Annotated in this window: 26 protein-coding genes; 8 read left to right on the forward strand and 18 right to left on the reverse strand. The window is 53.4% G+C overall.

Annotation, left to right across the window (positions count from 1 at the left end; all coding sequences use genetic code 11):
* Positions 1-486: 486 nt before the first annotated feature.
* Together sixA and L5470_RS09650 are read right to left on the reverse strand one after the other, a co-directional pair.
* A complete protein-coding gene (gene sixA / locus L5470_RS09645; protein WP_099798960.1) occupies positions 487-1,005 on the reverse strand; it encodes a phosphohistidine phosphatase SixA in 519 nt (172 codons plus the stop codon).
* A gap of 42 nt (positions 1,006-1,047) precedes the next feature.
* On the reverse strand, positions 1,048-2,307 hold the full coding sequence (locus tag L5470_RS09650) for a DHH family phosphoesterase (protein WP_099798961.1): 1,260 nt from the start codon (positions 2,305-2,307) through the stop codon (positions 1,048-1,050).
* Positions 2,308-2,432: 125 nt separating this feature from the next.
* Here L5470_RS09650 and L5470_RS09655 point away from each other — a divergent pair, with 125 nt between their 5' ends.
* On the forward strand, positions 2,433-3,326 hold the full coding sequence (locus L5470_RS09655; protein ID WP_499499694.1) for a ChaN family lipoprotein: 894 nt from the start codon (positions 2,433-2,435) through the stop codon (positions 3,324-3,326).
* Here L5470_RS09655 and L5470_RS09660 read toward each other — a convergent pair.
* The 9 genes from L5470_RS09660 to pheS all read right to left on the reverse strand — a co-directional run bounded on the left by L5470_RS09660 (position 3,323) and on the right by pheS (position 11,110).
* A complete protein-coding gene (locus L5470_RS09660; RefSeq protein WP_448514827.1) occupies positions 3,323-3,595 on the reverse strand; it encodes a DUF3143 domain-containing protein in 273 nt (90 codons plus the stop codon). The two genes, L5470_RS09655 and L5470_RS09660, sit on opposite strands and share 4 nt — an antisense overlap.
* Position 3,596: 1 nt before the next feature.
* Positions 3,597-4,076 carry a J domain-containing protein gene (locus L5470_RS09665; protein WP_499499696.1) on the reverse strand — a complete coding sequence of 160 codons (480 nt, stop codon included), beginning with the start codon at positions 4,074-4,076 and terminating at the stop codon, positions 3,597-3,599.
* On the reverse strand, positions 4,060-5,280 hold the full coding sequence (locus L5470_RS09670) for a type II secretion system F family protein (RefSeq protein WP_099798964.1): 1,221 nt from the start codon (positions 5,278-5,280) through the stop codon (positions 4,060-4,062). The genes L5470_RS09665 and L5470_RS09670 overlap by 17 nt, the downstream gene beginning before the upstream one ends.
* A gap of 37 nt (positions 5,281-5,317) precedes the next feature.
* Positions 5,318-6,415, reverse strand: a complete 1,098-nt coding sequence (locus tag L5470_RS09675; protein ID WP_499499698.1) for a type IV pilus twitching motility protein PilT — start codon at positions 6,413-6,415, stop codon at positions 5,318-5,320.
* 59 nt (positions 6,416-6,474) lie between these two features.
* Positions 6,475-8,496 carry a GspE/PulE family protein gene (locus L5470_RS09680; RefSeq protein WP_099798966.1) on the reverse strand — a complete coding sequence of 674 codons (2,022 nt, stop codon included), beginning with the start codon at positions 8,494-8,496 and terminating at the stop codon, positions 6,475-6,477.
* A 335-nt stretch (positions 8,497-8,831) separates the two neighbouring features.
* Positions 8,832-8,969 carry an IS1/IS1595 family N-terminal zinc-binding domain-containing protein gene (locus L5470_RS09685; protein WP_455650735.1) on the reverse strand — a complete coding sequence of 46 codons (138 nt, stop codon included), beginning with the start codon at positions 8,967-8,969 and terminating at the stop codon, positions 8,832-8,834.
* A gap of 51 nt (positions 8,970-9,020) precedes the next feature.
* On the reverse strand, positions 9,021-9,449 hold the full coding sequence (locus L5470_RS09690) for a hypothetical protein (protein ID WP_099798967.1): 429 nt from the start codon (positions 9,447-9,449) through the stop codon (positions 9,021-9,023).
* A 5-nt stretch (positions 9,450-9,454) separates the two neighbouring features.
* Positions 9,455-10,090 (reverse strand): ParA family protein, encoded by a 636-nt coding sequence (locus L5470_RS09695; RefSeq protein ID WP_099798968.1) that lies wholly within the window; start codon positions 10,088-10,090, stop codon positions 9,455-9,457.
* Positions 10,091-10,099: 9 nt separating this feature from the next.
* On the reverse strand, positions 10,100-11,110 hold the full coding sequence (gene pheS, locus L5470_RS09700; protein ID WP_099798969.1) for a phenylalanine--tRNA ligase subunit alpha: 1,011 nt from the start codon (positions 11,108-11,110) through the stop codon (positions 10,100-10,102).
* Between the two features lie 135 nt (positions 11,111-11,245).
* Here pheS and L5470_RS09705 point away from each other — a divergent pair, with 135 nt between their 5' ends.
* The gene (locus tag L5470_RS09705) at positions 11,246-12,610 is read left to right on the forward strand and encodes a CPBP family intramembrane glutamic endopeptidase (RefSeq protein ID WP_099798970.1); all 1,365 of its coding nucleotides are present in this window, start codon (positions 11,246-11,248) and stop codon (positions 12,608-12,610) included.
* On the opposite strand, the gene L5470_RS09710 is transcribed toward L5470_RS09705, so the two are convergent.
* Positions 12,607-13,128, reverse strand: a complete 522-nt coding sequence (locus L5470_RS09710) for a L,D-transpeptidase (protein ID WP_099798971.1) — start codon at positions 13,126-13,128, stop codon at positions 12,607-12,609. The two genes, L5470_RS09705 and L5470_RS09710, sit on opposite strands and share 4 nt — an antisense overlap.
* Before the next feature lie 291 nt (positions 13,129-13,419).
* On the opposite strand from L5470_RS09710, the gene L5470_RS09715 reads away from it, so the two are divergent.
* The 3 genes from L5470_RS09715 to L5470_RS09725 are packed head-to-tail and all read left to right on the forward strand — an operon-like array spanning position 13,420 to position 16,777.
* On the forward strand, positions 13,420-14,847 hold the full coding sequence (locus L5470_RS09715; protein WP_499499702.1) for a protein adenylyltransferase SelO: 1,428 nt from the start codon (positions 13,420-13,422) through the stop codon (positions 14,845-14,847).
* Entirely contained in the window at positions 14,844-16,037 is a 1,194-nt protein-coding gene (locus L5470_RS09720; protein WP_499499704.1) for a lipid-A-disaccharide synthase-related protein, read from the forward strand. Before L5470_RS09715 ends, L5470_RS09720 begins: the two co-directional genes overlap by 4 nt.
* A 26-nt stretch (positions 16,038-16,063) precedes the next feature.
* Positions 16,064-16,777, forward strand: a complete 714-nt coding sequence (locus L5470_RS09725) for a superoxide dismutase (RefSeq protein WP_099799388.1) — start codon at positions 16,064-16,066, stop codon at positions 16,775-16,777.
* Positions 16,778-16,823: 46 nt separating this feature from the next.
* On the opposite strand, the gene L5470_RS09730 is transcribed toward L5470_RS09725, so the two are convergent.
* A complete protein-coding gene (locus L5470_RS09730) occupies positions 16,824-17,300 on the reverse strand; it encodes a DUF2214 family protein (protein ID WP_499499707.1) in 477 nt (158 codons plus the stop codon).
* A 365-nt stretch (positions 17,301-17,665) separates the two neighbouring features.
* Between L5470_RS09730 and L5470_RS09735 the strand changes: the two genes are divergently transcribed.
* The gene (locus tag L5470_RS09735) at positions 17,666-18,046 is read left to right on the forward strand and encodes a hypothetical protein (RefSeq protein WP_099799386.1); all 381 of its coding nucleotides are present in this window, start codon (positions 17,666-17,668) and stop codon (positions 18,044-18,046) included.
* Between the two features lie 105 nt (positions 18,047-18,151).
* Positions 18,152-18,985: a 2-carboxy-1,4-naphthoquinone phytyltransferase gene (gene menA, locus L5470_RS09740; protein WP_376787946.1), complete on the forward strand. Its 834-nt coding sequence runs from the start codon at positions 18,152-18,154 to the stop codon at positions 18,983-18,985.
* Here the strand turns inward: menA and L5470_RS09745 are convergent.
* From L5470_RS09745 to L5470_RS09760, 4 genes are all read right to left on the reverse strand, one after another.
* Complete coding sequence (locus L5470_RS09745; protein ID WP_099799385.1) at positions 18,973-19,239, reverse strand: DUF5340 domain-containing protein; 267 nt, start codon at positions 19,237-19,239, stop codon at positions 18,973-18,975. The two genes, menA and L5470_RS09745, sit on opposite strands and share 13 nt — an antisense overlap.
* Positions 19,240-19,303: 64 nt before the next feature.
* On the reverse strand, positions 19,304-19,921 hold the full coding sequence (locus L5470_RS09750; RefSeq protein ID WP_099799384.1) for a GNAT family N-acetyltransferase: 618 nt from the start codon (positions 19,919-19,921) through the stop codon (positions 19,304-19,306).
* A gap of 35 nt (positions 19,922-19,956) precedes the next feature.
* The gene (locus tag L5470_RS09755) at positions 19,957-21,699 is read right to left on the reverse strand and encodes a transglutaminase domain-containing protein (RefSeq protein ID WP_499499710.1); all 1,743 of its coding nucleotides are present in this window, start codon (positions 21,697-21,699) and stop codon (positions 19,957-19,959) included.
* 17 nt (positions 21,700-21,716) lie between these two features.
* Positions 21,717-24,191 carry an ATP-dependent Clp protease ATP-binding subunit gene (locus tag L5470_RS09760; protein WP_448527459.1) on the reverse strand — a complete coding sequence of 825 codons (2,475 nt, stop codon included), beginning with the start codon at positions 24,189-24,191 and terminating at the stop codon, positions 21,717-21,719.
* A gap of 195 nt (positions 24,192-24,386) precedes the next feature.
* On the opposite strand from L5470_RS09760, the gene L5470_RS09765 reads away from it, so the two are divergent.
* Positions 24,387-25,112: an HAD family hydrolase gene (locus tag L5470_RS09765; protein WP_448527460.1), complete on the forward strand. Its 726-nt coding sequence runs from the start codon at positions 24,387-24,389 to the stop codon at positions 25,110-25,112.
* On the opposite strand, the gene L5470_RS09770 is transcribed toward L5470_RS09765, so the two are convergent.
* Positions 25,063-26,454 carry an NAD-dependent malic enzyme gene (locus L5470_RS09770; protein WP_499499713.1) on the reverse strand — a complete coding sequence of 464 codons (1,392 nt, stop codon included), beginning with the start codon at positions 26,452-26,454 and terminating at the stop codon, positions 25,063-25,065. The two genes, L5470_RS09765 and L5470_RS09770, sit on opposite strands and share 50 nt — an antisense overlap.
* Positions 26,455-26,502 lie beyond the last annotated feature (48 nt).

Below are 26,502 nucleotides of genomic sequence, written 5' to 3' on the forward strand. Positions count from 1 at the left end.
AATACCGGGTTTGACTTCTCCCCTCCTTGAAAGAGAGGGGATTCCCAACGGATGCTGCGCAACGGGCCGAAGCCGCGTTGCTTCGCTTTTCCCTTGAGCTGTCACCCACAACTTAATGCGGGTGGGGGCAGTCAAAGACCCCCTACTCACCTCAAGCATTTCTGCTATTGGGACTACGTTTATGTTTCGGTTCGTGGTTTCGCGCTTTTCAACACTAGCCAATTCGATACGCTCAACATCCTGCCATTGCTTGCAGTGGTTTAGGCTTGCCGCCAAAGCGGTAGTGACTTACTTGCCGGGATTTCTCCGTACTAGGATGTTTCTTCGCGTAGTTGATACGCCTACTTTCCACGTCTCTAGTTTAACACATAGAGAGGGCTAAAGCCCCCTGAGTTGGCTGTATCCCCTCGCTAAAGCGGAGGGGTTTTAGCCCGCCCACATCACTCCTATAAACGGTGCTATACAAGATGATCCCTGTTAAGAGGGTTAAGAGGCGCTCCTGTTGGTCACGAAAAATTTTGGGGATGTCAGCCAGAATAGCTGACTATTTGCTACAGGATCTGTCTGCGGTACCTTGAGGCCAATAATGCCCGCCTTTTTGAGTTGCAAATGTCCCAAGGCTTTCCCCCACAGAAGAAACTCAGCCCAGTGACTGAGATTCGGTTCATGACCGACAAGGATTAATGTTCCATCGTGATCGTGTCGCCAATGCGCTAACCAAGTTAGCCACGTATTAAAACTACCGACAGGGGTCAACAGATCTGAGATCATCAGCTCAGTGGCCACCCCCGCCTCAAGTAAAATTTCAGCGGTTTGGCGTGCTCGCAGCAGGGGTGAACTGAGGATGAGTTCTCCTTCTACGCCAACTTCGAGTAAGCGTTGAGCCACGTGGAGCGTTTTCCGTTCCCCTTTAGCAGTGAGGGGGCGATCGCCATCGGTGCCTGTAAAAACATCACGCTCTACCGCAATGCCGTGGCGAACCAGCAAAAGAGTTAGCTCTGACATATAGCCTATTGATAGTATTGTTGAGGGTCTCCTAGCACGAAGTTACTCTGTACCATGGAGAACGTTATTTTTGGGATTCACTAAGTGGAGCAGTTTCTGCTTGATTTGGGTGTCATAAACATTCCACTTGAGCTTAGCGTATTCAGCATTCTCATTGAGACCCGATAAGAACCCTACCGGAATTTCAAACCCTCCCGCTTGGGAACGTCCCCCCCCAAAGAAACGCCCTTGGCGATCTTTACCAAAGGCTTCCTTGATAAACTCATCCGGATCAAGGGTAATTTTCGTGGTTCGCAAGGATCCAATAATCAGTTCAACCTCTTCATCTTCATCGTGAACGAGGCCATACACGACGGCAGTATGGACATTCTCTTCCGTAACGAGGAAATCTGCTGCTTGGGGAATCGCATCGCGGTCTTCGTAGCGAATATATCCCACCCCAGAAATAGAAAAGTTATTGTGAATGGAGCGATTTTTCAGAGAACGCTCAATCACGTCCATCACTTGCTTCGAGCGATGGGATTGCAGGATGGTATTGAGGAGCTGATAGTCGATGTAGCGGCTCAAAAAGGCCGCCGCTAGGAAATCTTCCTCTTTTGCTTGCTTCAGGCAGTCTGTATCGGATCGCAACCCATGCATCAGGGCAGTGGCGCACTTGACGTGAATAGGGTTACTGCTGTCTAGGGGGAGGAGTCCCGATTGGAGGTACTGGGTCAGAATTGTGGCGGTTGCACGGGTGGTGGGGCGAATATCGGTAAATTCGGCTTGAATCGTTTCTTGGAGGTTGTGGTGATCAATGATCGCGATCGCCGGTAGCCCGGCCTCTTGCACAATGGGTAATAACTGGCTGGTGGTTCCTTGGTTATCGACCAAAACGTAGCCCTGATAGCAGGAGCAGTCTCGCTGATCTTTATTTTTTGCCCCCTGAACATTCCAACGCACCAAGGGCATACCAGTCAGGCGCACAAGGGTAATATTTTCTTGGTGACTGAGGGCACCGGCGTAGGCAATGTCACACTGAATGTCAAATTTCTCGGCGATAAGCTTATAGGTCCAAGCGGAGGAGAGTGCATCTGGATCCGGAAAATCTTGCAAAATCACAAGCTGGCGGTTGCCACGATGACGCTCCAACATCTGTCTAAGCGCCTCAGCCCGAGGATCGCTTAAGCGAGGATCTGGCTTCACCAGTTCTGACGGAGCAGCCTCAGTTTTGACAAGTGCGTTACCATTCACTTCAGGGTGATGGCTGCCGGTCTCAACAGTGACGGGATCCGTCAGTTCAAGTGGATGGGGAGATTGCATAGTTGCTTCAGCGTTTTTTTGCAGGTGATAATCCAGAGAGGAACACGGAACGTAAAATGGCTGTCTTAGTGTCGGCAGCGATTCTACTTCGATCTTGGCAGATATTCTACCGTTTGACATCCCCCTTGAGACAGTCTATCCAAGCACAGTGCCACTTGCTCCGGTGGCGGCGCTTAATGGTACCCTTTGCTCTGACCTTATTCCTAGGAGTGCCAGCTTTGGCCACAGCCCAACAGGTCTGGCAGGGTGCTGCTGTTGTGCAACCAGAAGCAGCGTTGAGAGAGTGGCAGCACAGCCACATTCTCTACCTTGGCGAAACCCACGATAGCTCTGCGGATCATGATGCTCAGTTAGCGATCTTGCAAGCAGTACACCGCTGTGGCCGCCCGTTGGCGATCGCCCTTGAAATGATTCAGCGTCCCTATCAAGCAGCCCTAGATGCCTATATTGCTGGTGAAATAACCGAAATGGAATTGCTTGCTCAAACGGAGTACGCGCAGCGCTGGGGGTTTCCATGGTCACTGTACGCGCCTATGTTTCGCTTTGCTAAGGAGCACCGCATTCCCCTGATTGCCCTCAACACCCCTACGGAAATTACCCGCCAAGTGGCACGCTCAGGGTTGCAGAGTTTAGAGCATGGCGATTTGCACCATATTCCCCCCCTTGAAGAGATTGATCTAAGCAACACGCGCTACCGCGATCGCCTTGCCGAGATTTTTGGCACGGCTCACGAAGGTCGCAGCCACAGCGTGAATATAGAGTTTTTTTATCAAGCACAGGTGTTATGGGATGAAACCATGGCCGCAGCCATTGCCGACTATCATCAGCAGCACCCTGAGCGCTTAATCGTTGTGCTGGCTGGACGGGGGCACCTCTACTACGGTGATGGCATTCCCCAGCGGGTGCAACGGCGGCTGTCGTCTCAACCCCTGCACCAAGCAATTATCCTATTGAMCCCTMCCACCGCCGAAACAGCAGACCCCACGATCGCCGATTGGTTTTGGCAGCATCCCCCCTAGGGGCCAGCAAAAATAGCGTCTTCAACATCAGAGCGGGCAAGGGAGTACTTAAACGATCGCTGAATGGTCGTCCCTTCGAGGCGATCGTGGTACACCACTTGCAGTTCTTCAATATCCAAACAAATTTGTGCCGACCATTGCGGATAATCAATATCCCAGCAATGAATATCGGTGTCATTCTGCACACATCCCTTTTGCCGTAGCCACTCTTCAAGCTGAGGCAACGCATGATTGTATAAAGGCGTATTTGCAGTGGGAAGAGTCGTCATGTTACGCTGCTACGTTGTTAACAATCTGTAAAATCCACTCTTGCCCCTGCTGCGAGAACCCAACAATCACCGCAAGGAGCAAGCAGCCAACAAACGTCACCCCCAAAATGAATAGGGCAAACAGCTCTCCGGCAGAGAGGGGACGATCGCCTTGGGGGCGCGCTGCCCTATAGAACTGTGGACTCGGCTGACTGGGTGGGCTAGAAACACCACCGCTACGGCTAGACCGTAACTGTAATTGCAGGTCATACCACTGCCGCTGCTCAGCATTGGTGAGCACCGCATAGGCTTCATTCAAACGGTGGAATTCTTCCCGAGCGATCGCCACCGGCAGTGTGGTGGTATCCGGGTGGTAGAGCTTGCTCTTTTCCCGATAGGCACGACGAATATCCGCCAGCGACGCACTTGGCGGCACATCCAACACCTCGTAGTGAGATTGCCCAAGATGCCCCATGAGTCGCAGACTATTTGACCAAATCAAAGATTTTGAACATGGGTAGATACATCGCTACCAGAATTGAGCCTACCATACCCCCTAACACCGCAATCATCAAGGGTTCCATCACACTAGTTAAGGATTTTACCGCCTGCTCGACCTCATCCTCGTAAAAGTCAGCCACCTTCATGAGCATCTTATCCAGTTCACCGGTTTCTTCGCCCACATTGATCATCTGGGTGGCTAACACCGGAAAGACCCGCTCCTGTTGCAGAGCAATACTCAGCATCCCCCCCGTTTGTACTTCCTTGGCTGCCCGATCAATCGCATTGGAAATCACTTGATTGCCAGCCGTGGCACTAACAATCTCAAGGGAGCGCAAAATGGGAACCCCCGACCGTGAGAGCGACCCAAACGTTCGACAAAACCGAGCCACTGCCGTTTTTTCCACCAAGTCCCCAAACAGAGGCAGCTTCAGCAGCAAGGCATCTATGGTTAAACGTCCATTAGGCGTCTTGTAATAAAACCGAATACCAAAGACAATTGCTACCACTGTCACAATTAAGAGCGCCATGTATTGGGGCGTGCGCAGAAATTCACTCAACGCCACCATGGCAGCCGTAAAGGGCGGCAGTTCCCCTCCCAACTGGGTAAAAATTCCCTGAAAGACTGGAATCAAAAAGATGACCATCCCCAAGAAAATGCCTATCGCTAGCACGCCCACCACCACTGGATAGGTCAAGGCAGACTTAATTTGGTTATTCAGCCGAGCTTGATCCTCAAGGAGCTTAGAGAGACGATTCAACACTTCGTCGAGCACCCCCCCTGTTTCCCCCGCTTGGATCATCGCCACAAACAAACTATCAAAGGCAGCGGGATGAGGTCGCATCGCATCCGCAAGGGTACTCCCCTGTTGAATATCGTTATTGACCGCCATCAAAATCTTCTTCATTTTCGGGTTGGTTGCCTGATCCGCCAGCACACCAATCCCCCGCACTAAGGCTACCCCTGCATTCACTAGGGCTGCAAACTGGCGGGCGAAAATAGCGCGGTCTTTCACCGTAATCTTAGACAGAAAGCTCAGGTCTAGATCGGACTTAAGGGAGAGTTTTTTGGCCTCCTTTACTTCGAGAACCTGAACCCCCTGTAGCTGCAAGGCCATGCGAGCTTCGCGCGGCGTTGTTGCTTCTTCCCGTACGGTTTTATATTTGCCTTGGGCATCCCGTACCCGAACTTCATAGGTTGCCATAACCCAGTTCCCTATTGACCCTACGTGTACTTACCAACTAACGAACAGCAGCAGCAGGAGTGCCAGTGCCAATGAGACGTTGCAACTCATCCTGCCGTGACGACTTCGACATTGCCGCTTCATAACTAATGATCCCAGCACGGTAGTAGTCGGCTAAGACCTTCTCTAGGGTTTGCATTCCTAGCTTACCCCCCGTTTGAATGGCGGAATAAATTTGTGAGGTTTTACCTTCACGAATAAGGTTAGAAATGGCTGGGGTGACCACCATGATCTCCTGCGCCATAATACGGCCAAACTCACCGGGCTTGGGGTTCTTTTTCGGCACCAAGGTCTGAMWAAAGACCGCCACTAAGGAGTTCGAGAGCTGCACCCGAATTTGTTGCTGTTGCTCTGGTGGGAACACATCCACCATCCGGTCAACGGTTTGCGAGGCCGAACTGGTGTGCAAGGTACCAAAAACTAAGTGACCAGTTTCTGCGGCTGAGATGGCAAGCTGAATTGTTTCCAGGTCCCGCATCTCACCCACCAGAATAATATCGGGGTCTTCCCGGAGAGCGGCCCGCAACGCATTGGAGAAGCTCTTGGTATCTTCGCCCACTTGACGCTGGTGGATCAGGCTCTTGATCGGCTCATAGACAAATTCAATGGGGTCTTCAATCGTGAGAATATGCTCAGCACGGGTTTTATTGATCAGGTCAATCATGGCCGCTAGGGTGGTGGTTTTCCCTGAGCCTGTGGGACCGGTCACCAAAATTAGCCCCCGGGGTCGCTCACTCATTTCGCGGACAATGTTGGGTAGGCCGAGCTGCTCAAAGGTAGGAATTTTAGAGCTCAGGGCGCGCAAGCAGGCAGCGTAGGTACCGCGATCTTTATAGACATTGACCCGGAAACGGGCTAAGCCGCGCACACCATAGGAGCAGTCCAGTTCCCAGTTCTGTTCTAGGTTTTTGCGCTGGGTGTTATTGAGCATACTGAAGATCAGCCGTTGGCACTGCTCCGGTGTGAGGGGTTCATAGTCCGTGGGGGTTAACTTACCACTGATGCGAATGTAAGGGGGCAGCCCTGCCGAAATGTGCAAGTCTGAGCCACCATTGGCGACCACTTGCTCCATTAAGTCTTCAATCATTAAATCCATAACACCATTCCTCGTTTTAGGTCACTGGGGTAAGAATAGGGTTGCAATTTCAGGGGCAACTAATCGATAAAGCGGGGCGTCAGGCAATAGGGGCATTCTAACCATTCGGGCTGAGCCTCGGCACCACAGGTACGGCAAGTTAATGAACTTTTACGTTTTGCTTTGAGTTCTGATTCGAGACCGGTATCTGTAAAGGTTACCCGCTCCACTTCTTCAAGGGTGGTTACCCCCTCTTTGACAAGGTTTAGGCTATAGGCCAAGAGGGTTTTCATCCCCTCTTCGACAGCCACTTCTTTAATGCGCTCGGTAGGGGCACCTTCGGTAATTAGGGTCTGTAGGCGTTCGGTAACCCGCATAATTTCATAGACCCCGCAGCGGCCTTTGTAACCAACTCCACCACACTTGCTGCAGACTGGCTGGCCACTGGCTTTGGCGGCTTGGAGTTGCTCGGGAGTGAGTTTATTGGCTTTATAGAGTGTCAGATTCACTCCTTTGGAGGCCGATAGACCAAACCGCGCTAGCTCTTCGGGAGTAGGGGTGTAGGGAATACGGCATTCTGAGCACACCCGCCGCATCAGCCGCTGGGCGACCACGCCAATCAAGGACGCTGAAACCATAAAAGGCTCTACACCCATTTCCGAGAGGCGCGCCACTGCACTGGCTGCATCATTGGTGTGCAGCGTTGTCAAGACTAAGTGACCAGTCAAGGCTGCTTCAATGGCGGTTTTAGCGGTTTCTTTGTCGCGGGTTTCCCCCACCAGAATGACATCCGGATCCTGACGGAGGAAGGCACGCAGAATGGAGGCAAAGTCCATCCCTTTTTCACGGATGACCTGTACCTGCGTTAGGCCGGGCAGGGAGTATTCAATGGGGTCTTCAGCGGTGCTGATGTTTACCCCCGGACTATTACACTCCGCTAGGGCAGAGTAGAGGGTGGTGGTTTTCCCAGACCCTGTGGGCCCCGTCACCAAGATCAAGCCGAAGGGTCGCTTCGTCATTTCGCGGACAATTGCTAGGCTTTCAGGATCGGTAATGAGTTTGTCAAGCCCCAATTGGGTGGCTGAGTTATCCAGAATCCGCAGGACGACCTTTTCACCCCAGCGGCTGGGCAGGGTGTTGACCCGAAAGTCCACGCGGCGACCTTGGAACATTTTGCGGATGCGGCCATCTTGGGGGGCACGACGCTCGGCAATGTCGAGATCCGCCAAAATCTTGAAGCGCGAGACGACCGCAGGCACAATTTTTTTAGGAAGAGGGTCAAAGGCCTGATGGAGAACGCCATCTTTACGGAAGCGCACCCGCAGGTACTCTTCTTGGGGTTCGATGTGAATATCGGAAATCCCGTCGTTGAGGGCTTTAGCCAGAATTTTATTGACAAGGGCAATGATTGGCGCATCCTCAGCACCCCGTAGGGCATCGGCAAGGTCAACTTCTTGACCCTCTTGAACGTCATCTAAGCCGCCAATGGCCTCAATGTCTTCTTCGATGTTAATATCACCTAGGGCGGCTGGAGCATGTTTGCTGGCAGCAGTTTCTGCTACTTGCTTGTTGAGAATTGGATCAATGAGTCGCTGGTAGTCTTCAAGGGTAATCACCATCCGCTTCAAGGTAAAGTTATGGCCGCGGAGAATACGACTGATGTTATCGATGGCTTGTAGGTTGTCGGGATCGACCATTGCCACGAGTACATAGGGGGGATCGGCGTTGGGGTACTTGGCAATGGGAATAGCTTGATAGGTTCGGCAGGTATCTACCGGCAAAATTGTATTCACTAACTCTTCAATTTGCTCAGTGGGAAAGCGGTTGAGTTCCGGATCAAGACAGTCAACGCCGTAGATGACCTTGAGTTCAAAGAGTTGTTGTTTGTGGTACTGACGCAACACATCGGGTGGCATGGTGGTGCCAGTAATCTCTTGCAAGGCAACCACAAGGGATTTGCCCGTTTTGCGGGCGGTATTCATGGCTTCGCGTACTTGCTCAAGGCTGGCATAGCCAGAGGCAACAAGGGAACGCTCAGTAGGGTTACCGGCTTTCCGCAGGGCGATCGCCTTGCGGGCAGAAGAAGATGATGTGTTGACCATAGGTTTTGTCTGGGGGCTGGATGGCTTGCCTACTATAGTAGCAATAACTTTCACAAGGATTGTATGCGTATTTTCACGGTTCTTCATAACCGCAGTTCGCGTATGGTTGCATCGGATTTGAGTCTTTTGCCGCCCTCACCCTAGCCCTCTCCCAGAGGAGAGGGAACAAGACTCTTAGCTCCCTTCTCCCCAAGGAGAAGGGTTGGGGATGAGGGTCTCCCTAGGGAGAAAGGTTGAGGATGAGGGGAATTCATGGCCACATTCAGCAACACCTTAGCTCGGACGTTCACTTAGCGCGGCACGTTCTGATAGTTTTCATTGACGTCACTCTGGAGTCAAGGTTCTGACACTCCCACAAACTGTCTAGCGCACTTACGGCACTTACAGGTCTGCTTCCCATTGTGGATGTTGCGGTTCTTGACGATATGAGTGGAGTGACAGCGAGGGCGGGTCGGCGGAGTCGTTGCTAGGATGTAATTGAGGTAACGTCGTCTTCCCTATCCTTACATCTTTAGGACTACCCTCTAATCAAACCAACCGATTTCTGCATCCCCTAGCCGCGCAGCCTCGGGATTGGGGGTGGGGATTTCGTTCACAAGGGGCTTAAAGCCAACATCTTCAAACCGGTAGGGGTGCGGTGCCGTTAGCTCGCGAATAACCTGTTTGGCTTCCTCAAACTCTGCCTGTAGCTCCCGATGGGTGGCCTGTAGCTGCTCGAGTTCCGCCTGTAATTGGGCATAGCGATCGCGCCAGTCGTGTACCTCTTGCCGTAACTGGTCACGTTCTGCCCCGTAGCTTGCCGCTTCGGCTTGAGCCGCGTTTAATGCCTCCGCCATCGTCGCCAATTGAGCGGTCAACTCTGCCTTGGTGGGCTGGCTACTGCGCTTGGGGCGAGGGCGGGGTTGCTTGGCTGCTTCTGCCCGCAGCAAATCGCTGAGGTTGTGGTGTTCCAAGGAGTCTATCTCCAATCTCGCTGTAGTTCTTCGGCAACGCGGCGGTAGTCTGCTTGCGCTTCCTTAGCTTGCTTTCCCTTCCACTGGGTAATGGGAACCCCATCAAGAGCTGCCCGCTCGTGGGCTTTGTAGGCGCGAATAAAGGAGTGGCAGGCCGCAACCCCCAACTGCAACAGCGTATTTTGAGCTTCAAGTGCCTCGGCCACACAGCGGGGATCGACCCGGGTGAGGAGGACGCGGTGGGGCACGTTGGCGGGCTGAACCACTTGTTTCACCGTTTCAATGAGAGCAGCTAAATCAATGGGGGCAGGGGGGGTCGGCAGCACGACATAGTCGGCGATCGGCACCACCGCCGCCAAGGCACTAGAGGCTAAAGCAGGGGGAGTATCCACCACAATTAACTCGTAGCCTGACAGCTTGCGCACATTACTGAGGAGCTTGGGGTTAACTTCTTGTGCCAGATCAAACCCCATTCCTTGACCATGGCGCTGAAACCACCAAGTTGCCGAGGCTTGGGGGTCGGTATCGACTAGTAGCACCTTGTACTGCTCGGCGTAGGTGGCGGCCAAATTAATGGCCGTGGTGGTTTTGCCTACGCCACCTTTGCCATTGAGAACTGCTAATAGGCGTGGTTCCGTCAAGGCTCCCCCCTAAAACTGACGCAGAAAGCGCAGATCGCTGGTGTAAAAGCGGCGAATATCATCAATTTGGTGTAACACCATCGCAAACCGCTCGACACCAAAACCTGCCGCAAAGCCGGTGTAAATTTCCGGATCGTAGCCGACATTTTTGAGCACTGCTGGATCTACCATGCCACAGCCCATGACTTCCAGCCAACGTCCTTGCCACTGCACATCCACCTCTGCTGAGGGTTCCGTGAAGGGGAAATAGCTAGCGCGAAAGCGAATCGGCACATCGCCAAAGAGCTCCGCCAAAAAGGTACTGACAGTGCCCTTAAGGTCAGTAAACGTGAGTCCCTCGTCAATGGCTAAAATTTCAATTTGATGGAAGACGGCGGCATGGGTGGCATCTTCGGTATCGCGGCGGTAGCAACGGCCGGGGGCAACAATGCGAATGGGCGGATCGTTTAGCTCCATGTGACGAATTTGCACCGAAGAGGTATGGGTTCGCAGGAGATTGCCATCCGGTAAGTAGAATGTGTCTTGCATATCCCGTGCGGGGTGATCGGCAGGGGTGTTCAGCGCCTCAAAATTGTAGTAGTCGCTCTCCATTTCAGGCCCATCGTCCACGGTGTAGCCCAAGCCCACGAAAATATCAATAATGCGGTCTATGGTGCTGTTGAGGGGATGAATGTGCCCTTGGGGGCGAAAGACCGCTGGCATTGTCACATCAAGGCTTTCTGCAGCAAGCTGGGCAGCAATGTTAGCAGTGTGGAGGGTGTGGCGGCGCTCCTCAAGGGTGTGCAGCAGTTTTTCTTTGAGGGTGTTCGCTAAGCTGCCAATGTGGGGGCGATCGCTAGCGGGAAGTTTCCCCATTAAGGCTAGAATTTGGGACAGTTCTCCTTTTTTGCCTAGGTAAGCAACCCGTAGTTGCTCAAGGCTGTCGAGGTCGGCAGCGTGGGCGATCGCCTCTAATGCCTTGGTTTCAAGGTCAGTGAGCTGGGCGGTCAACACAGTACGGTCGAGAGTGGGGGTGGTCATGGTAAACACCAGCCAATACAGTGTCAAGAAAGAATAAAGATCAACGGTTGCGCTTAGGGCAAAGAAATTGAGTGATTTTTTGATGAGCCTTGATTATAACTCTACTCCAGTCGTCATCGGTTACTGTAGTCTTTCATGACCCCCAATCCTCTCCTTCAGTTCTACCATTGGCTCTACAGAGCACCCCAGTCCTTTTTAGCGTTAGCGCGCTTCAATGGCACGCGAGAGCAATACACGGCTCTGTTAGCTGGTCTCCTTTGGTTTTGGGCGCAATTTCTCTACCTCCATTACTGGGCACAGCAGCCCTGGCCATGGCTGGAAAGCCTCGTTGAAGCAGCCGCAGTGGTTGTCATTGGTGGCGTTCCGGTACTGTGGTGGGCCACTCCCAAAGGCGATCGCTGGCGATCCTTGACCGCTATGGCGAGTCGCTGGCAGTGGCAGTTCGTCTTAGGTTTGAGCCTCTACGTGGCGGTGGCTTACCATTTACCCCATGCGTCACTATTTCCGTGGCGACGCGTGCTAAGCCATCTCATTGTGGCTGATCCTTGGTGGTTGAATTTTATTTTCTTTCTCGTGGGTTCTGTTGCGGCACTGCGGGTGCCTTTTTTACTGCGCGATCGCACCCTTTCTGGTCTTGAGCGCTGGGGATGGGTGAGTACTGCCGCCGTGTATTTGCTATTGAGCCATAGTTCGCTGATTTCACCGGCTTTTGCCACGTACCGAACCGAAGGGTTCATCATCACACCGCTCTATTTACTGCTGTGCGCGTGGTGCGATTGGCAACACGGGCGATCGCCGACCTCACCCCGCCCTGTGGGACTACAGGGTAAGGATGCCCTCCTAGCGGCAGTATGCATCTTTACTCTCTACTGGTTTTCTACACCTCACTTTCGCTTTGGTTCATTTATTGCCCTGCAACTCTTTATTCTGGCTGTTATTTTTGGCAGCGGCTTAGGGCGGCAGCACTTTGGCTATAGCTTTGAACCTCGCTGGGGAGACGCTCGCTTGCTAGGGATCATGGTTATTGTTGCCTTGGCCACCCTAGTGCCCCTCGGTAGCCTGTTAGGTTTTCTTCCCCTTGAAGAATTTAACCTTGCGCCCCCCTTCTCTAAGTTGCTCGTGTATATTGTTCTTTTTTCAATGCGCGTTGGCATTTTTGAGGAAGTCCTGTTTCGCAGTGGCTTAATGATTCTAATCCGCGATACCCTACAGCAGCGGGGGGGCGATCGCCACGACCCGTTTTGGATCGCTTGGGGAGCGATTCTCATCTGTGCCCTTCTGTTCGGAGTGGCGCACATGGGTAATACCCCCGGCAGTGGCGTTGAGTTGCCGGTGGTGGCCTATCGCCTGATCTACATTGCCTTGGCAACCCTTGCCTCCTTGTTTTACTGTCTTATGTTTGCCTGTACTCAGCGCCTGTGGGGTGGAGTCGTCCTCCACGGCTTAGTGGATGCCCTTGCAGTGGTCTCCTTCGGTGCCACCCTGACCGCACCGTTCTAACGCACCACAATCACTGGCATTCCGGGGCGAACTTTTTCAAACAGTTCTTCAATATCGCGGTTGTGCATGCGCACACAGCCATGGGAAATTGCCTGCCCAATAGAGTCAGGATTAGGGGTGCCGTGCAACCCGATCCAATTTTTGCCATCGCTCCAAAAACCAATCCAGCGCCGCCCCAAGGGATTACGAGGATGGCCACCAGGAATCACTGAGCCATTGAAGGGGTTTTTCCATGCCGGATCCCGAATCATCTCCTGAATTTGAAACTGCCCCAGCGGCGTTTCCCAGCCCGGTCGGCCAACCGCCACTGGGTAGGTACGCAGGCGAGTTTGCCCCTGATATAGCACCATTTGTCGCCGCGATAAGCTAATCTCTAGGCGCAGGGGGGCAACTATTGGGTCTGTTATCAAGGGGGTTGGGTTGGCCACAAGCGGCCTAAGGTACCCGCACAGTAGGCTCACCACCGTGGCAGTAACGAATACCAACCGCTGTTTTTGCCAAGGGTATCGTTGCTCCATAGCACACTGTTCCCAACCTATCCTGAAACACAGAGGGTTAGCTTGGTAGCTCCGTACTTTAGTACGGGGAGGAAAAGCTACCTAGCAACTTTAGTTACTCTGTGCTAATCTATACTTAATCGCCATCCTTGGTGAAAAACCCAATCGGCGACAGTCGTTACAAGTAAGCAGAACTTTGGGGCTTTGCCTCAAGGAACTGTGTAGGGGCGGTTTGCTCACGCCTTTACGAGTTCGTTTGTGGACTACGTAAGAATCCCCCGACTTTAGTCGGTGGGAGTGTCAAAACACGCTATGCCCCTCCACGCCTTTCAAACCCTTGCCTACGAGCCTGCCTTTCTCTCCCTTGGGGCTGAGTATTGGGACGAAGTCCAAGCAGCGAGTTTTCCGGAGCACTGGCTGCGGTTTCGCAATGATGATCTGCTGCCTTTGATGGGGTTAAATCCTGCCAGCGTTACGAATAGTGACTTCATTGCAGCCTTTGGCCAGTTTCAGGGACGAGAGCCATTGTTGGCCATGCGCTACCACGGCTACCAATTTGGGGAGTACAACCCCCGCTTAGGCGATGGGCGAGGGTTTCTCTACGGCCAATTTCGCGGTGTCGATGGTTGCCTGTACGATCTAGGAACCAAAGGATCGGGCACAACCCCCTATTCTCGAGGAGGGGATGGGCGGCTGACCCTCAAAGGAGGCGTGCGCGAGGTACTGGCCAGTGAACTACTCCATCGGCTGGGGGTGCCCACATTTCGCAGTCTCAGCCTCATTGAAACGGGGGAGTCCCTGTGGCGGGGAGATGAGCCATCGCCAACCCGCTCTAGTGTTTTGGTACGCTTGGGTCGCTCCCATATTCGCTTTGGCACCTTTGAACGCCTGCACTACTTGAAGCGACCAGACTTAATTCGCCAGTTACTAGATCATGTTATTCACTACTACTATCCCCATCTGGGGGAGATCTCTGATCCTAAAGAGCGGTATGGCCAATTCTATCGGGAACTCGTGGCAGCCACGGCGGACTTGGCGGCAACATGGCTGGCAGCGGGGTTTTGCCATGGCGTACTCAACACCGACAACATGGCCATTACCGGCGAGAGTTTTGACTATGGCCCCTACAGGTTTTTAGAGCGCTACGATCTGGGCTTTACGGCGGCCTATTTTGATTACTACGGTCGCTATGCCTACGGCAATCAGCCGGCTATTTGTGTTTGGAATTTAGAAAAGCTGCAAGCCCCCCTGTCGTTTGTGATGCCCCTTGAGGCCATGCAAGCAGCTCTGCAATCCTTTGGCGATCGCTGCCGCCACACCTACCTCAAACAAATGCTGCGCCGTCTCGGCTGGCAGACGCTACCCGTGGAGCGCGGCTCCCTGCTAGTGGAGCAGACGCAAGAGTTTCTCAGCCGTAGCACCATCAGCTATCCACAGTTTTTTGTCAGCCTGCGGCAGGAGTTTTCAGCGCAGTGGGTTGTGGATGCTGGGCATATTTTCCGGGAGAGTCCGACCCTGTCTAGCGCTGATCAGACCCTACTGGGGCCATGGAAGGCGACGTACGTGCAACTGTTACAGGAGGCTACGCCAGAAGAGCGCAACGCCATCCCCGCCACCCTAGCGGCAGCCAATCCTCTCGTGATCCTGACGCAACCTCGCATTGAGACCATTTGGCAGGCTATTGACACCGAGAACGATTGGGCGTTGTTCAACGCTACCTTGGCAGCAATGAAGGCATGAGTGCGTCCCGCCGACGACTGTTGTGTGTGAGTAATGGCCACGGCGAAGATGCGATCGCCACCGCTATTTTGCAACCGTTGCAACAAGGTTGCCCCGAGATGGAGATGACGGCACTCCCCTTAGTGGGCGAAGGTCTGGCGTACCAACGCTGCGGCATTCCACTCCTGCAAACGGGCAAAACTCTGCCCTCCGGTGGGTTTATCTACATGGATTGGCGGCAACTGTGGCAGGATCTGCGGGCGGGTTTGGTCTCCCTTTTAGGCCAGCAATTCAGTGCCCTGCAACAATGGTCTAAGGACGGGGGGCATGTCTTAGCTGTAGGCGATGTGGTGCCGCTGCTCTTTGCCTACCTCAGCGGCTGTCCCTACAGCTTTGTGGGCACAGCGAAATCAGACTATTACCTTGACGGTGCCGCTTGGTGGGGCGCAGGCTGGGCGGGCAGTGATTACTTGCCTTGGGAGCAGTGGCTGTTGCGATCGCGGCGCTGCTGGGGAGTCTTTCCGCGAGATTCGCGTACTGCTCAGGGGTTGCAGCGCTTAGGTATTGCCGCCAATGATTGTGGTAACCCCATGCTGGACTTGGTGATGCCACCTCCGGAGCCGTCCCCCTTTCACCCCAAGACCATTGTGCTATTGCCCGGCTCCCGCGCCCCTGAAGCCTACCGCAACTGGCAACTAATTCTCAATAGTCTCATCCCCTATGCCGATGAGGCGATCGTGCTTCTAGCGGCCATCAGTCCCGGTTTAGAGATTGGCGTTTTTGAGGAGAGCCTTGGCCAGTGGCAGGGGATGCCCAGTCCGTTAGCAGCTGCCCAAGCACGGCAGTATGGCCACCTACAACTGATACTGAGCCAGCACCACTTTCGGGAGTTTTTGCACTGGGCCGATGGTGGCATTGCCCTAGCCGGAACAGCCACAGAGCAAGCCGTGGGCTTAGGAAAGCCCGTGATCACCTTTGCGGGGCAGGGGCCTCAATTTMCCCGCGCCTTTGCCCGCCGTCAGCGGCAATTACTTGGCTCCTCCCTTTATTACCTTGAGGATCCGCGTGATGCGATGCCTACCCTCTACCGAATCTGGCAAGATGCGACCCAACGTCAACAGGCTTACAACAATGGCGTAGAGCGCATGGGCAGGGCGGGTGCTGGTGCGCGAATTGCCCATGCCCTTCTCCAGCGACTCAGCGCAGTTTAATCTGAAAAAAAGAGTTGTATTCTGTTATGCTTCTCAGTCGTCGTCAAACCCTACGGTTATTCTTCAGCGCCACGACCCTCACCCTGCTACCGACCTCGCCTGCCTGGGCGCAAGACAGTCCTGAACCTTACACCCTGCCGCCCTTGCCCTACCCCTACGATGCCCTAGAGCCGTACATTGATGCTGAAACCATGGAATTGCACCATGACAAGCATCATGCCGCCTACGTGAAAACCCTGAATCGTGCCCTTGCCCCCTACCGCCAATGGCAGCAACTACCAATTGAAGACCTGCTGAGGCACATTGGGCAACTCCCCGCTGCGATTCAAACCACCGTGCGTAACCATGGGGGTGGCCATGCCAACCATTCCCTCTTCTGGCAGAGCATGAGTCCCGCAGGGGGCGGCGAACCCACAGGTGCCTTAGCTGACGACATTGCGGCCACCTTTGGCTCCTTTAGCGAATTTCAAGACCAGTTTCAGACGGCTGGCCTGCGCCAGTTTGGCAGTGGTTGGGTCTGGCTGGTGTTGACCCCCGAAAACCGCCTGAAAATTTATACCACTCCTAACCAAGACTCGCCCCTGATGCGGGGGGATATACCCCTGTTGGGAAATGATTTGTGGGAGCACGCCTACTACCTCACCTACCGCAATCGCCGCGATCAGTACTTAGAAGCGTGGTGGCAGGTGGTCAATTGGCCTTGGCTTGGCGATCGCTACGCCCAATATCGCTCCCGTTAAGGCTCTGCGCTAATTTAGCACTAAGATTGGGCTATCAATTACCCATTCAGCCCTGAACCCAATCGAGACCAATCCCCCGTGCCATCATAGCTGCCAAAAGGGGAATACCACTGAGAAATGCCAGTTCAGCGCGGATAACCCAAGTTAGGCGTTGCACCGCCGCTAACTCAAGGGTGGGCACTTGCCCTTGCCGAAGTGGTTTGAGCCATAACAAAAAGGAAATGGTTGGGTAGAGGGAGAGAAGCCCTACAAGGATAAAAAAGCCAACCTTCAGATGAAACACAGGATTGCTGAGGTAGTAGGCTGTGCCTTTGCCAAAGTACAACACTCGTAAAATTCCGGTCACCAGTACGGTAATGGCAGCAATGCCGTAAAGACCATCCGTAATGACGAGGCGCCATGCTTGCTTGAGTTCCAACTCTTTGCGCAACGTCAGGTGCTCAACCACTAATGCCGCAAAGGCAACCATAAAGCTGAGGTAGTGTAGGTAGGCGATCGCAGCACTACTCCAAAGCGAATCCATCTCATGTTCCTCAGTAAATTATCCAACGCTCATGCTAGCGCATAGAGTGTGGCCCTTGAATTGCGTCCCACTCTGATAGGATGTATCGAGGTTGGGGTAGATGGGTAAGCATTAATTATTCAGGATTATTGAAAAGATTATATTTATATTTATATTTTTTATTAAGGGGTACGGTGGCAACCCTTAGTAAACTAGTTTTGAGAGCACAAAGGATTCATCTTAAGTTGTGATCACCGTCACTGGCATTTTGCTGCGACATCAGTAATACTAGAATATGACTCAGTACTATCCGAGTCATCAACAGGGAACACACAACGAGCCGACAGACTGCAAGTAAGTTTGTCGGTTTTTTTTAGGTTTTGTCTATGTCTCGTAAGAAAGTTGCCCTTAGTCTTGATCCGGAGCTTTACGCGGCTCTACAGTGTTGGCAAGCACAGCAGGGGTACGGCTCGTTGAGTCAAGCTATCCGCGTTATTCTGCAGCAGCATTTTCAGCCACCACAACTCACTTGCCCAACAGTTCTACAACGCTTAACGACGTTGGAAAAGCAGGTGGTGGCTCTGCAAGCTCAACTGCAACCTCCGCAACCAGAGATCGCGTGTTTGACGTTGGCGGATTTGGAGGCGCTCAACCGATCGCAATTGGTGGCGATCGCCCGAGATTTGGGGGTTTATAGTTACAAACTCAGTAACCCAGCGCTGCGGCAAGCCATTCTTGCGGCCAAGCGGGAAATCTATGGGCATTAGGTTGGGTGGTATGCTGTTTTGGTGCAGTCTGACACTGTGAAGCGTGTGATTGAGGCAAACAGCAAGGATCGTTTCCGTTTGTGGTGGGCGGCGATTAAGCTGCCGATGTATAGTGTGGCGGTGATGCCCATTTGGTTAGGCAGTGCCATTGCGTGGCGGCAAACGGGACACTTACAATTACTCCCCTTTGGCCTATTTTTGAGTGCCGCAGTTCTTATTCTTGTCTGGCTGAATCTCAGTAATGATGTGTTTGACGCTGAGACAGGAATTGACCGCCACAAGTACCACTCAGTGGTCAATTTAACGGGTAAAAAGGAGGTCATTTTTGGCTTGAGCAACCTCTGCCTCGGGCTAGGGCTAGTGGCGATTATGGCGATTAGCTGGTGGCAACAGGATGCAACGGTATTCGTCATGGTTCTGCTATGCTGCGCTTTGGGCTACAGCTATCAAGGGCCACCCTTTCGCTTAGGATACCTTGGCCTTGGTGAACCGATTTGTTTTGTGTGCTTTGGTCCGCTGGCGATCGCCGCAGCCTACTATAGCCAGACCCAAACATGGTCCAGCAGCATTCTGCCGGTAGCCGTGTTGAATGGCTTGACAACAACCCTCATCCTGTTTTGCTCTCACTTTCACCAAGTGGCCGATGATATTGCCGCAGGGAAGCGATCGCCCGTGGTACGGCTGGGAACGGCTCGCAGTGCTCAGTTCGTCTATGGAGGCTGCATTGTCTTCTATGCTTGGTTGGTAGCGAGTGTCGTGTGGCTGGAGGTGCCATGGCCAACCCTTCTTGCCCTTAGCTCCCTGCCGTGGGCGATTTATTTATGCCAGCGGTTACACCACTTTCACGCTGTACCAGAGCAGATCAAAGAGTCGAAATTTATTGCTGTACAACTTCATTTTTGGAGTAGTTTACTGTTGGGGTTGGGCTACGTGTTGTAATCCTTAGGGAGATGGCGGTTCACAGACCATTGATAATCTACGGTGCCGCCGGTCAGTTGCCACTCCTCTTCAAACTGTTTTTGCAGGCGCAGCGCTTTGCGCAAATGAATTACGGCTGCATGTAGTTGCTGGTAGGCAGGGGATGAGGGAGGGAGCGATGTGAGTGAAGCCTGCTCTAAAATCTGCAGCAGCGATTCATAGTGAATATGGGAGGGCACTGGCACTGTGGAACGAGTGAAGGGAAAACGAGTCACGCTACAACGAACCTCCAAGGGAACTAGAACAATAAAATCTTGAATGCGCCAAGCACAAGTTTGCTCAACGCCGTCGTGGCCGCCGATAGGTGAGCCGCTCTGAGCGATCGCGCTCGTAGGCAATCAAGCGACCGTAAATCTCATGCTTGGTTAAATTCAGGGAAAAGAAGACATGCCGACGGGGATTGCCAAACCCTTTGCGCGTAAAAAACTTAACTGCTGGAGTATTGGCCGGGTCAGTATCCACCAGCATAAACCGTGCCCCCTCTTCAATCATCCGCTCAATGAGCTTATCCACCAGTTTATCGGCCACCCCTCGCCGCTGGTAGTCAGGGTGTACCCCTAGCCAGTTGATATACCCATAGACCCACGGCGCTTTACTAATGATGGTTCCTAGGACAAATCCCGCAACGTGGGTGTCTGCTTCTGCCACTAAGCAGTATTCAGGGTCCGTATTGTAAAAGCCAATCACCTCCCACTCATCCCAAATACGGTACAGGGAGGGGTAAAGATCACTGGTGAATAGGGCTTCACCCAGATGAAACACAGGGGCAATGTCGTCAATATCCATCTCGCGAATTAGGATATTAACCGGCTCAGTCCGCTCTTCTTCTGGCCTGAGAACAACGGCATCTAAATCTGCGAGGTCATGATCAAGGGGATCATCAGGATGGAGGGACATACAAAATTAGCTAGCAGGCTATCTTCTAGGGTACCCTAAGCCTCGCTGCTGTGCCTTTGGGGTGTGGATGGTGCCCCTAATTCCCCATGAATGGTAAAGCGAACATGATTCAGGGCTAAGTCGCCCAGACGCACACCGCGATCGCGATAGTTTGTGGTTTCAAAACGCATCCCTTTACTGGCTTCGACGTGGTACCAGGGCAGACCCATAAAAAATCGGGTAGGGTAAGGGCCTCGTTCCACCACATCATCAGGGTTTGACTCCATAGGTAGCCAACCGATTCCAGGGACATAAAACTCCAGCCAAACATGGTTGTAGGTAGGTTCCAAGGGAATACCGCGCTGTTCGGGATGCGGCGGGCACTTATAACGTCCTACGGTACGGCAGGCAATGCCGTTTAGGCGAGCCAGAGCCAAGAGCACCCCTACGTATTCGCCACAGGAGCCAACTCCGCGCTCTAGCACTAAATCTGGGGTTTCAATTTTTGGGCGCAGGGCATAGCTGAGGCGATCGTAAACATAGTTGCGAATTTTCAGCATCTTGCGCAGAATGTTGGTTTCAGTCCCTACCGCCACTCGCGCCGCCTCCTGCACAATGGGCTTATCCATTGCCAGCTCATCATTGTCCACAAGGTATTGCTCGGCAAACCCCTCTGGCAGCGGCAAAGACTCATCAATATCCGCTGGGGTGAGGTGATACTTGATCCCCCGTACTTCTAACCATGCTCGCCAGCCAAAAAAGCGGGCTTCGTAGGGACGTAACTCCGGAAAATCAAAGATGGCGACCTGCTGATCAGCGACCGTCTCTAGCCGAAATGGCGTGCCCAGTGGCTCTACTCGCAACAGTTTTTGGCGTAGAGAGTTAGCAGGCAAGGCAATGCGCCACTCCAAGTTATCCAGTTGGCACGCATCTAGGGGAGAAATCTCTTCCAAATAAGCCATCTCTAGTAGATAGCCATTGGAGAGGGTGTAGTGTTGCCCAGAGCTAAAAACAAGGGGATGAATCACACAAATATCGCGGTGGGCAATCTCAAGGGGGGTATCACGGTTGTTGGGGTTATCGCGCAAATAGGGTTCGTCGCCCCCATAGGCCACCCATGGCTGACCCGCCTTATCAAAGGTCAAGGCGGTGGGCTGGGCAAAGGGAGTCAGGGCGACCCCTTTAATGTCACCGGTTTGGCGATTCAGGCAATACACCGACTGCTCGAGGCGATCGCTGACCCACAGATCGCCCCCGTGCAAGGCCAAATTTTCTTCGCCAATTCCAGGAGCCGGTAAGCGAAATGCCTCTTTACCCGTCGTGTGCTCAAAGCAATGGATGTAGCCAGACTTTTGGCAGGCAACGTAAATACCCCCTTCATCCACGGCAACACCGTAAATCGGGTAACTACAGCGCAGCACCTGCTCCACCTGCCAATCCGGTAAATAGCAGCGGTAAAGGGTCTCTTCACGACAGAACCAGAGCGAGTCTTGGAACAGGCATAACCCCGCAGCATCTAAAAATGGCTCAAGGGCATAGGGGTTGAGAATCTCACTGTGGTCATTTTCAGCGTTGATGAGCAAAATAAATCCCCGCACCCGATCCAATGCCAAGAAGCTGGCACCCAAGGTTGCTTGGCAAAAGGGTAAGCGGGGAAGTTGGCGTAACCACAACGCTTGGGGATCAACCCATGCCAGCCCCTGAAGCTGGTAGGCACCCAACGGGCGAATCGTTCGCCAACCACTGTCGATTAAGGGCGATGTTGACTCGACCTCAAGGGTATCCGTAGCATCAGGCATGGCAGATCTCGCCGCAATTATTCAACTGATTGGGGTAAAAGCTCACGGCGTTGTTGCGGCTGAATGCTCACTTGTCCTGACTCGTTGATATCAATCAGGGCTGTATCCCCTTCGCGGATGCGACCGGAGAGCATTTCCTCGGCAAGGGTATCTTCCAGTAACCGCATAATTGCCCGCCGTAGGGGTCGTGCTCCGTAACTGGGGTTGTAGCCCTCATCAATGAGCCGCTCCTTGAAGCGATCGGTGACTTCGAGGGTAATCCCCTTCTCGGTCAGTCGCGAGAACACTTCCTTGAGCAGAATATCGGCAATCTGCTTGACTTCGTCTTTCGTGAGTTGACGGAAGACAATAATTTCATCTAGCCGGTTGAGGAACTCAGGGCGGAAGTACTGCTTGAGTTCTTCGTTGACGAGGGAGCGGATGCGGTTGTACTGAGATTCGGCAGCATCTTCAGTGCCCAACTCAAAGCCAAGACCCCCTGCTCCTTTTTCAATGACCTTGGAACCAATGTTTGAGGTCATGATCAACAGGGTGTTTTTGAAATCTACGGTGCGCCCTTTAGAGTCAGTGAGCCGCCCATCTTCGAGAATTTGCAGCAGCAAGTTAAAGACATCGGGGTGGGCTTTTTCAATTTCATCAAAAAGCACCACGGTGTAGGGCCGCCGCCGCACGGCTTCGGTGAGTTGACCCCCTTCGTTGTAGCCTACATACCCCGGAGGCGAACCAATGAGCTTAGAAACTGTATGCCGCTCCATGTACTCAGACATATCGAGGCGAATCATGGCCTCTTCCGAGCCAAAGAAGTAGGCAGCCAAGGCTTTGGTCAACTCGGTCTTACCCACGCCCGTGGGCCCGGAAAAGATAAAGCTGGCAATGGGACGGTTTGGGTTTTTCAGCCCCACGCGCGCCCGGCGAATGGCGCGAGAGATGGCCTTCACCGCTTCGTCTTGGCCAATCACCCGCTGGTGCAGGGTATCCTCCATGTGCAGCAGTTTTTCCGACTCGGTTTCGGTGAGTTTGCTCACGGGCACACCGGTCCAAGAGGCCACAATGTGGGCAATGTCCTCTTCGGTGACCACTGGGGTCTCTTCTTCACCGGTGGTTGCTTCGGTTTTTTTCTGCTGGGCAATGGCGCGAATTTGGGCTTTCAGCTCCATCTCGCGATCGCGCAGCTCCCCGGCTTTGTCAAAGTTTTGTGCCCGTACGGCATCGTCTTTTTCTTTGAGCACTTGCCGCAGTTCTTTGTCCAGATCTTTTGCCGCAGGCGGCAGTTGGGAGTTAATTAACCGTACCCGCGAGCCGGCTTCGTCAATGAGGTCAATGGCTTTGTCCGGCAAGTAGCGATCGCTAATGTAGCGGTCAGAGAGTTTTGCTGCCGCTTCAAGCGCTTCATCGGAGATTTTTAACTTGTGGTGCTTCTCGTAGCGCTCGCGCAAACCATAGAGAATCTCGATGGTTTCCTCCACTGAAGGTTCACCCACCATCACCGGCTGAAAGCGTCGCTCTAGAGCTGCATCCCGCTCAATATGCTTGCGGTACTCATCCAGGGTTGTGGCACCAATGCACTGTAATTCACCGCGGGCAAGCGCAGGTTTGAGAATGTTGGCAGCATCAATGGCACCTTCGGCAGCGCCAGCACCAATGAGGGTGTGCACCTCATCAATCACGAGGATGACGTTACCCGCTTGGCGAATTTCGTCCATAATTTTCTTGAGCCGCTCTTCAAACTCGCCACGATACTTAGTGCCCGCCACCAAGAGGCCAATATCGAGGGTGACGACGCGCTTTTCATTGAGAATATCCGGCACGTCGTTGTTGGCAATTCGTTGGGCTAAGCCTTCGGCAATGGCAGTTTTGCCGACACCGGGTTCCCCGATCAGAACAGGGTTATTTTTAGTGCGGCGACCCAGAATCTGAATCACCCGCTCAATTTCTTTCTGACGACCCACCACGGGATCGAGCTTGCCATCGATGGCCATCTGGGTGAGATTGGCACCAAACTCGTCGAGGGTTGGGGTTTTTGTCCGGCCTTGACTGGCACCAGCGGCAACTTCGGCAGTTTCTCCAAGCATCCGAATGACTTGGGTGCGCACCTTAGACAGATCAACCCCCAAGTTTTCCAGCACCCGCGCTGCAACGCCTTCGCCTTCGCGGATTAAGCCTAGTAGCAGGTGCTCAGTGCCAATGTAGTTGTGCCCTAGTTGGCGAGCTTCTTCAAGGGATAGTTCTAAAACACGTTTGGCACGGGGGGTAAAGGGAATTTCCACGGCTACGAAGCCCGACCCCCGGCCAATGATTTTTTCCACTTCAATGCGGGCATCTTTGAGGTTAACCCCCATAGATCGCAAGACTTTAGCCGCAACACCGGTACCTTCGCCAATCAGACCGAGGAGGATTTGTTCAGTGCCGACAAAGTTATGACCAAGGCGGCGTGCCTCTTCCTGTGCCAGCATGATGACTTTAATGGCTTTTTCTGTGAACCGCTCAAACATGACCCTTCCCCTAATGGCTCCTGCGTGCTGGTAACACTAATATTAACACGTTCATTTTGACCCGTTTTTGTGTGCAAACTTACCACTACTGTAGACGTTGACTCCATTTCTTTGCAGGTTCGGTTGCCCGTATCGGCATTCAACGGGGTCACTCAGGATAGACTACAGGTGTTGCCTTAACCACGCTGAGTATAAATGCGCAGTCATGATGTCTTGTTGTCGAGTCCCCGTGCCCTCATTTTTGACATGGACGGGGTGATTTGTCACACCATGCCTTACCACATGAAGGCATGGGAGGTTTATGTGGAACGTACCCCAGAACTGCGGGGGCACGTTGATTTAGGACAATTGCGCCAGATGGGAGGAAAGCGCAATGCCGAACTATTGCCGGAACTCCTGGGGCGATCCCCGAGTACCGAGGAAGTACAGCGCTGGGGCGCGGGAAAGGAAGCGGTGTTTCGGGAGCTGCTGGCGCCGCATCTGCAGTTGTTGCCTGGCTTGCTCTCCTTTCTCAACGCAGCTAAGGCTCGGGGCTACCGCTTGGGGGTGGGCACCTCCGCCTGTGCAGCCAATGTGGAATTGGTGCTCTCGTGCGAGGGGGTCGGGGCGTTTTTCGACACGGTGGTGATGGAGCAGGATGTGCGGCGGGGCAAACCGGATCCGGAATGCTATCTGTTAGTAGCACAACGGTTGGGGGTGCCACCGCAGCAGTGTGTGGTGTTTGAGGATGCGGTCTCGGGAGTGATGGCGGCTGTACGGGCAGGGATGACCTGTTGGGGCGTGCTCACCACCGAAGCGGAATCGGCGCTACGGCAGGCGGGTGCCGAGGTCTGTATTCAGGATTTTACAGAGGCAGCCTTGGAGGAGCTGCTTAACAGCGCGCCAACCCCTGCGATCGCGCACACTGTTCAACCGCGGTAGCAACGACATTGGCAACGCGACGATCAAAAACGGAGGGAATGATGTAGTCTGGCTGCAGCTCGTTAGGACTAATCAACGCGGCGATCGCCTGAGCAGCTTCAAGGTACATTGTTGTTGTCATAGCAGCGGCACGACAGGCAAGGGCGCCCTTAAACACCCCCGGAAAGGCCAGTACGTTGTTGATCTGATTGGGATAATCACTCCGACCTGTGGCCACAACGGCCACATGGTTATAGATCAATTCTGGTTGAATTTCTGGAATGGGGTTGGCCATCGCAAAAACAATGGCATCCTTGGCCATCGATTGAATCATGTCTAGGGTGACTACGCCCGGGACACTCACCCCCAAGAACACGTCTGCTCCTTGGAGGGCATCGGCCAAGGTTCCTGTTGTTGCAACTGCAAATTCCTGCTTTGCCCCGCTGAGGTGGGGGCGATCGTGGGAAACAATTCCTTGGGAGTCGCACAACAAAATGGTTATCGCGCCTGCTTTTTTGAGAAGACGCGCAATGGCAATGCCAGCAGCCCCGGCGCCATTGATGACAATGCGCACGTCTGCCAAGGATTTTTTGACCACCTTAAGGGCATTGTTGAGAGCCGCAAGGGTGACAATGGCGGTACCGTGCTGGTCATCGTGGAAGACGGGAATATCCAGCTCTGCCTGCAGCCGTTGCTCAATTTCAAAGCAGCGCGGCGCACTAATATCCTCAAGATTCACACCGCCAAAGACGGGGGCAATGCGCTTGACTGTTGCTACAATTTCATCAACATCCTGGGTCGCCAAACAAATGGGAAAGGCATCCAGACTGGCAAACTCTTGGAAGAGCATCGCTTTGCCCTCCATCACCGGCAGTGCTGCCTCTGGACCGATGTTGCCCAAGCCTAAGACGGCACTGCCATCGGTGACAATGGCAACGGTATGGTTCTTGATGGTGAGGCGATGGACAAGGGCTGGCTCTTCGGCGATTGCCCGCGAAATCCGTCCTACCCCGGGGGTGTAGGCCATGGCCAAATCATCTTGATCGTGAAGGGGAAGTTTGCTGGTGACGGTAATTTTACCCCCCTCATGGAGCCGGAAAGTGCGGTCAAAAACGTCCAACACCTTCGCTGCAGTCTCTTGCTTGACGGCATTCACAATGGCGGCGGCATGTTCAGTACTGGCGGCGGCTACTGTAATATCGCGGACAAGCGCACTGCGAGTATGCTGAATCAGGCTAATTTGCCCTACATGTCCCTTTTCTTGACCAATGACTTGCAAGACACTCGCCAACATACCGGGTTGTTGGGGAATTTCAAGGCGTAAGGTGAGGCTAAAACTAGGATTCGGGGTCAGGTCAGCCATGGGTAATGCGGCTCAGTCAAATCGTTTAATGTTGCGAGGCACCCGCTT

It is taken from the genome of Synechococcus sp. PCC 6717 (genome assembly GCF_022698185.1).
Taxonomy (GTDB): Bacteria; Cyanobacteriota; Cyanobacteriia; order Thermosynechococcales; family Thermosynechococcaceae; genus Thermosynechococcus; species Thermosynechococcus lividus.

Excerpts from the sequence above, each read along its gene's own strand:
- sixA (WP_099798960.1), bottom strand. The coding sequence starts at position 1,005 with ATGTCAGAGCTAACTCTTTTGCTGGTTCGCCACGGCATTGCGGTAGAG.
- L5470_RS09650 (WP_099798961.1), bottom strand. The coding sequence starts at position 2,307 with ATGCAATCTCCCCATCCACTTGAACTGACGGATCCCGTCACTGTTGAG.
- L5470_RS09660 (WP_448514827.1), bottom strand. The coding sequence starts at position 3,595 with ATGACGACTCTTCCCACTGCAAATACGCCTTTATACAATCATGCGTTG.
- L5470_RS09670 (WP_099798964.1), bottom strand. The coding sequence starts at position 5,280 with ATGGCAACCTATGAAGTTCGGGTACGGGATGCCCAAGGCAAATATAAA.
- L5470_RS09680 (WP_099798966.1), bottom strand. The coding sequence starts at position 8,496 with ATGGTCAACACATCATCTTCTTCTGCCCGCAAGGCGATCGCCCTGCGG.
- pheS (WP_099798969.1), bottom strand. The coding sequence starts at position 11,110 with ATGACCACCCCCACTCTCGACCGTACTGTGTTGACCGCCCAGCTCACT.
- L5470_RS09705 (WP_099798970.1), top strand. The coding sequence starts at position 11,246 with ATGACCCCCAATCCTCTCCTTCAGTTCTACCATTGGCTCTACAGAGCA.
- L5470_RS09710 (WP_099798971.1), bottom strand. The coding sequence starts at position 13,128 with ATGGAGCAACGATACCCTTGGCAAAAACAGCGGTTGGTATTCGTTACT.
- L5470_RS09715 (WP_499499702.1), top strand. The coding sequence starts at position 13,420 with ATGCCCCTCCACGCCTTTCAAACCCTTGCCTACGAGCCTGCCTTTCTC.
- L5470_RS09725 (WP_099799388.1), top strand. The coding sequence starts at position 16,064 with ATGCTTCTCAGTCGTCGTCAAACCCTACGGTTATTCTTCAGCGCCACG.
- L5470_RS09730 (WP_499499707.1), bottom strand. The coding sequence starts at position 17,300 with ATGGATTCGCTTTGGAGTAGTGCTGCGATCGCCTACCTACACTACCTC.
- L5470_RS09735 (WP_099799386.1), top strand. The coding sequence starts at position 17,666 with ATGTCTCGTAAGAAAGTTGCCCTTAGTCTTGATCCGGAGCTTTACGCG.
- menA (WP_376787946.1), top strand. The coding sequence starts at position 18,152 with ATGTATAGTGTGGCGGTGATGCCCATTTGGTTAGGCAGTGCCATTGCG.
- L5470_RS09750 (WP_099799384.1), bottom strand. The coding sequence starts at position 19,921 with ATGTCCCTCCATCCTGATGATCCCCTTGATCATGACCTCGCAGATTTA.
- L5470_RS09755 (WP_499499710.1), bottom strand. The coding sequence starts at position 21,699 with ATGCCTGATGCTACGGATACCCTTGAGGTCGAGTCAACATCGCCCTTA.
- L5470_RS09760 (WP_448527459.1), bottom strand. The coding sequence starts at position 24,191 with ATGTTTGAGCGGTTCACAGAAAAAGCCATTAAAGTCATCATGCTGGCA.
- L5470_RS09765 (WP_448527460.1), top strand. The coding sequence starts at position 24,387 with ATGCGCAGTCATGATGTCTTGTTGTCGAGTCCCCGTGCCCTCATTTTT.
- L5470_RS09770 (WP_499499713.1), bottom strand. The coding sequence starts at position 26,454 with ATGGCTGACCTGACCCCGAATCCTAGTTTTAGCCTCACCTTACGCCTT.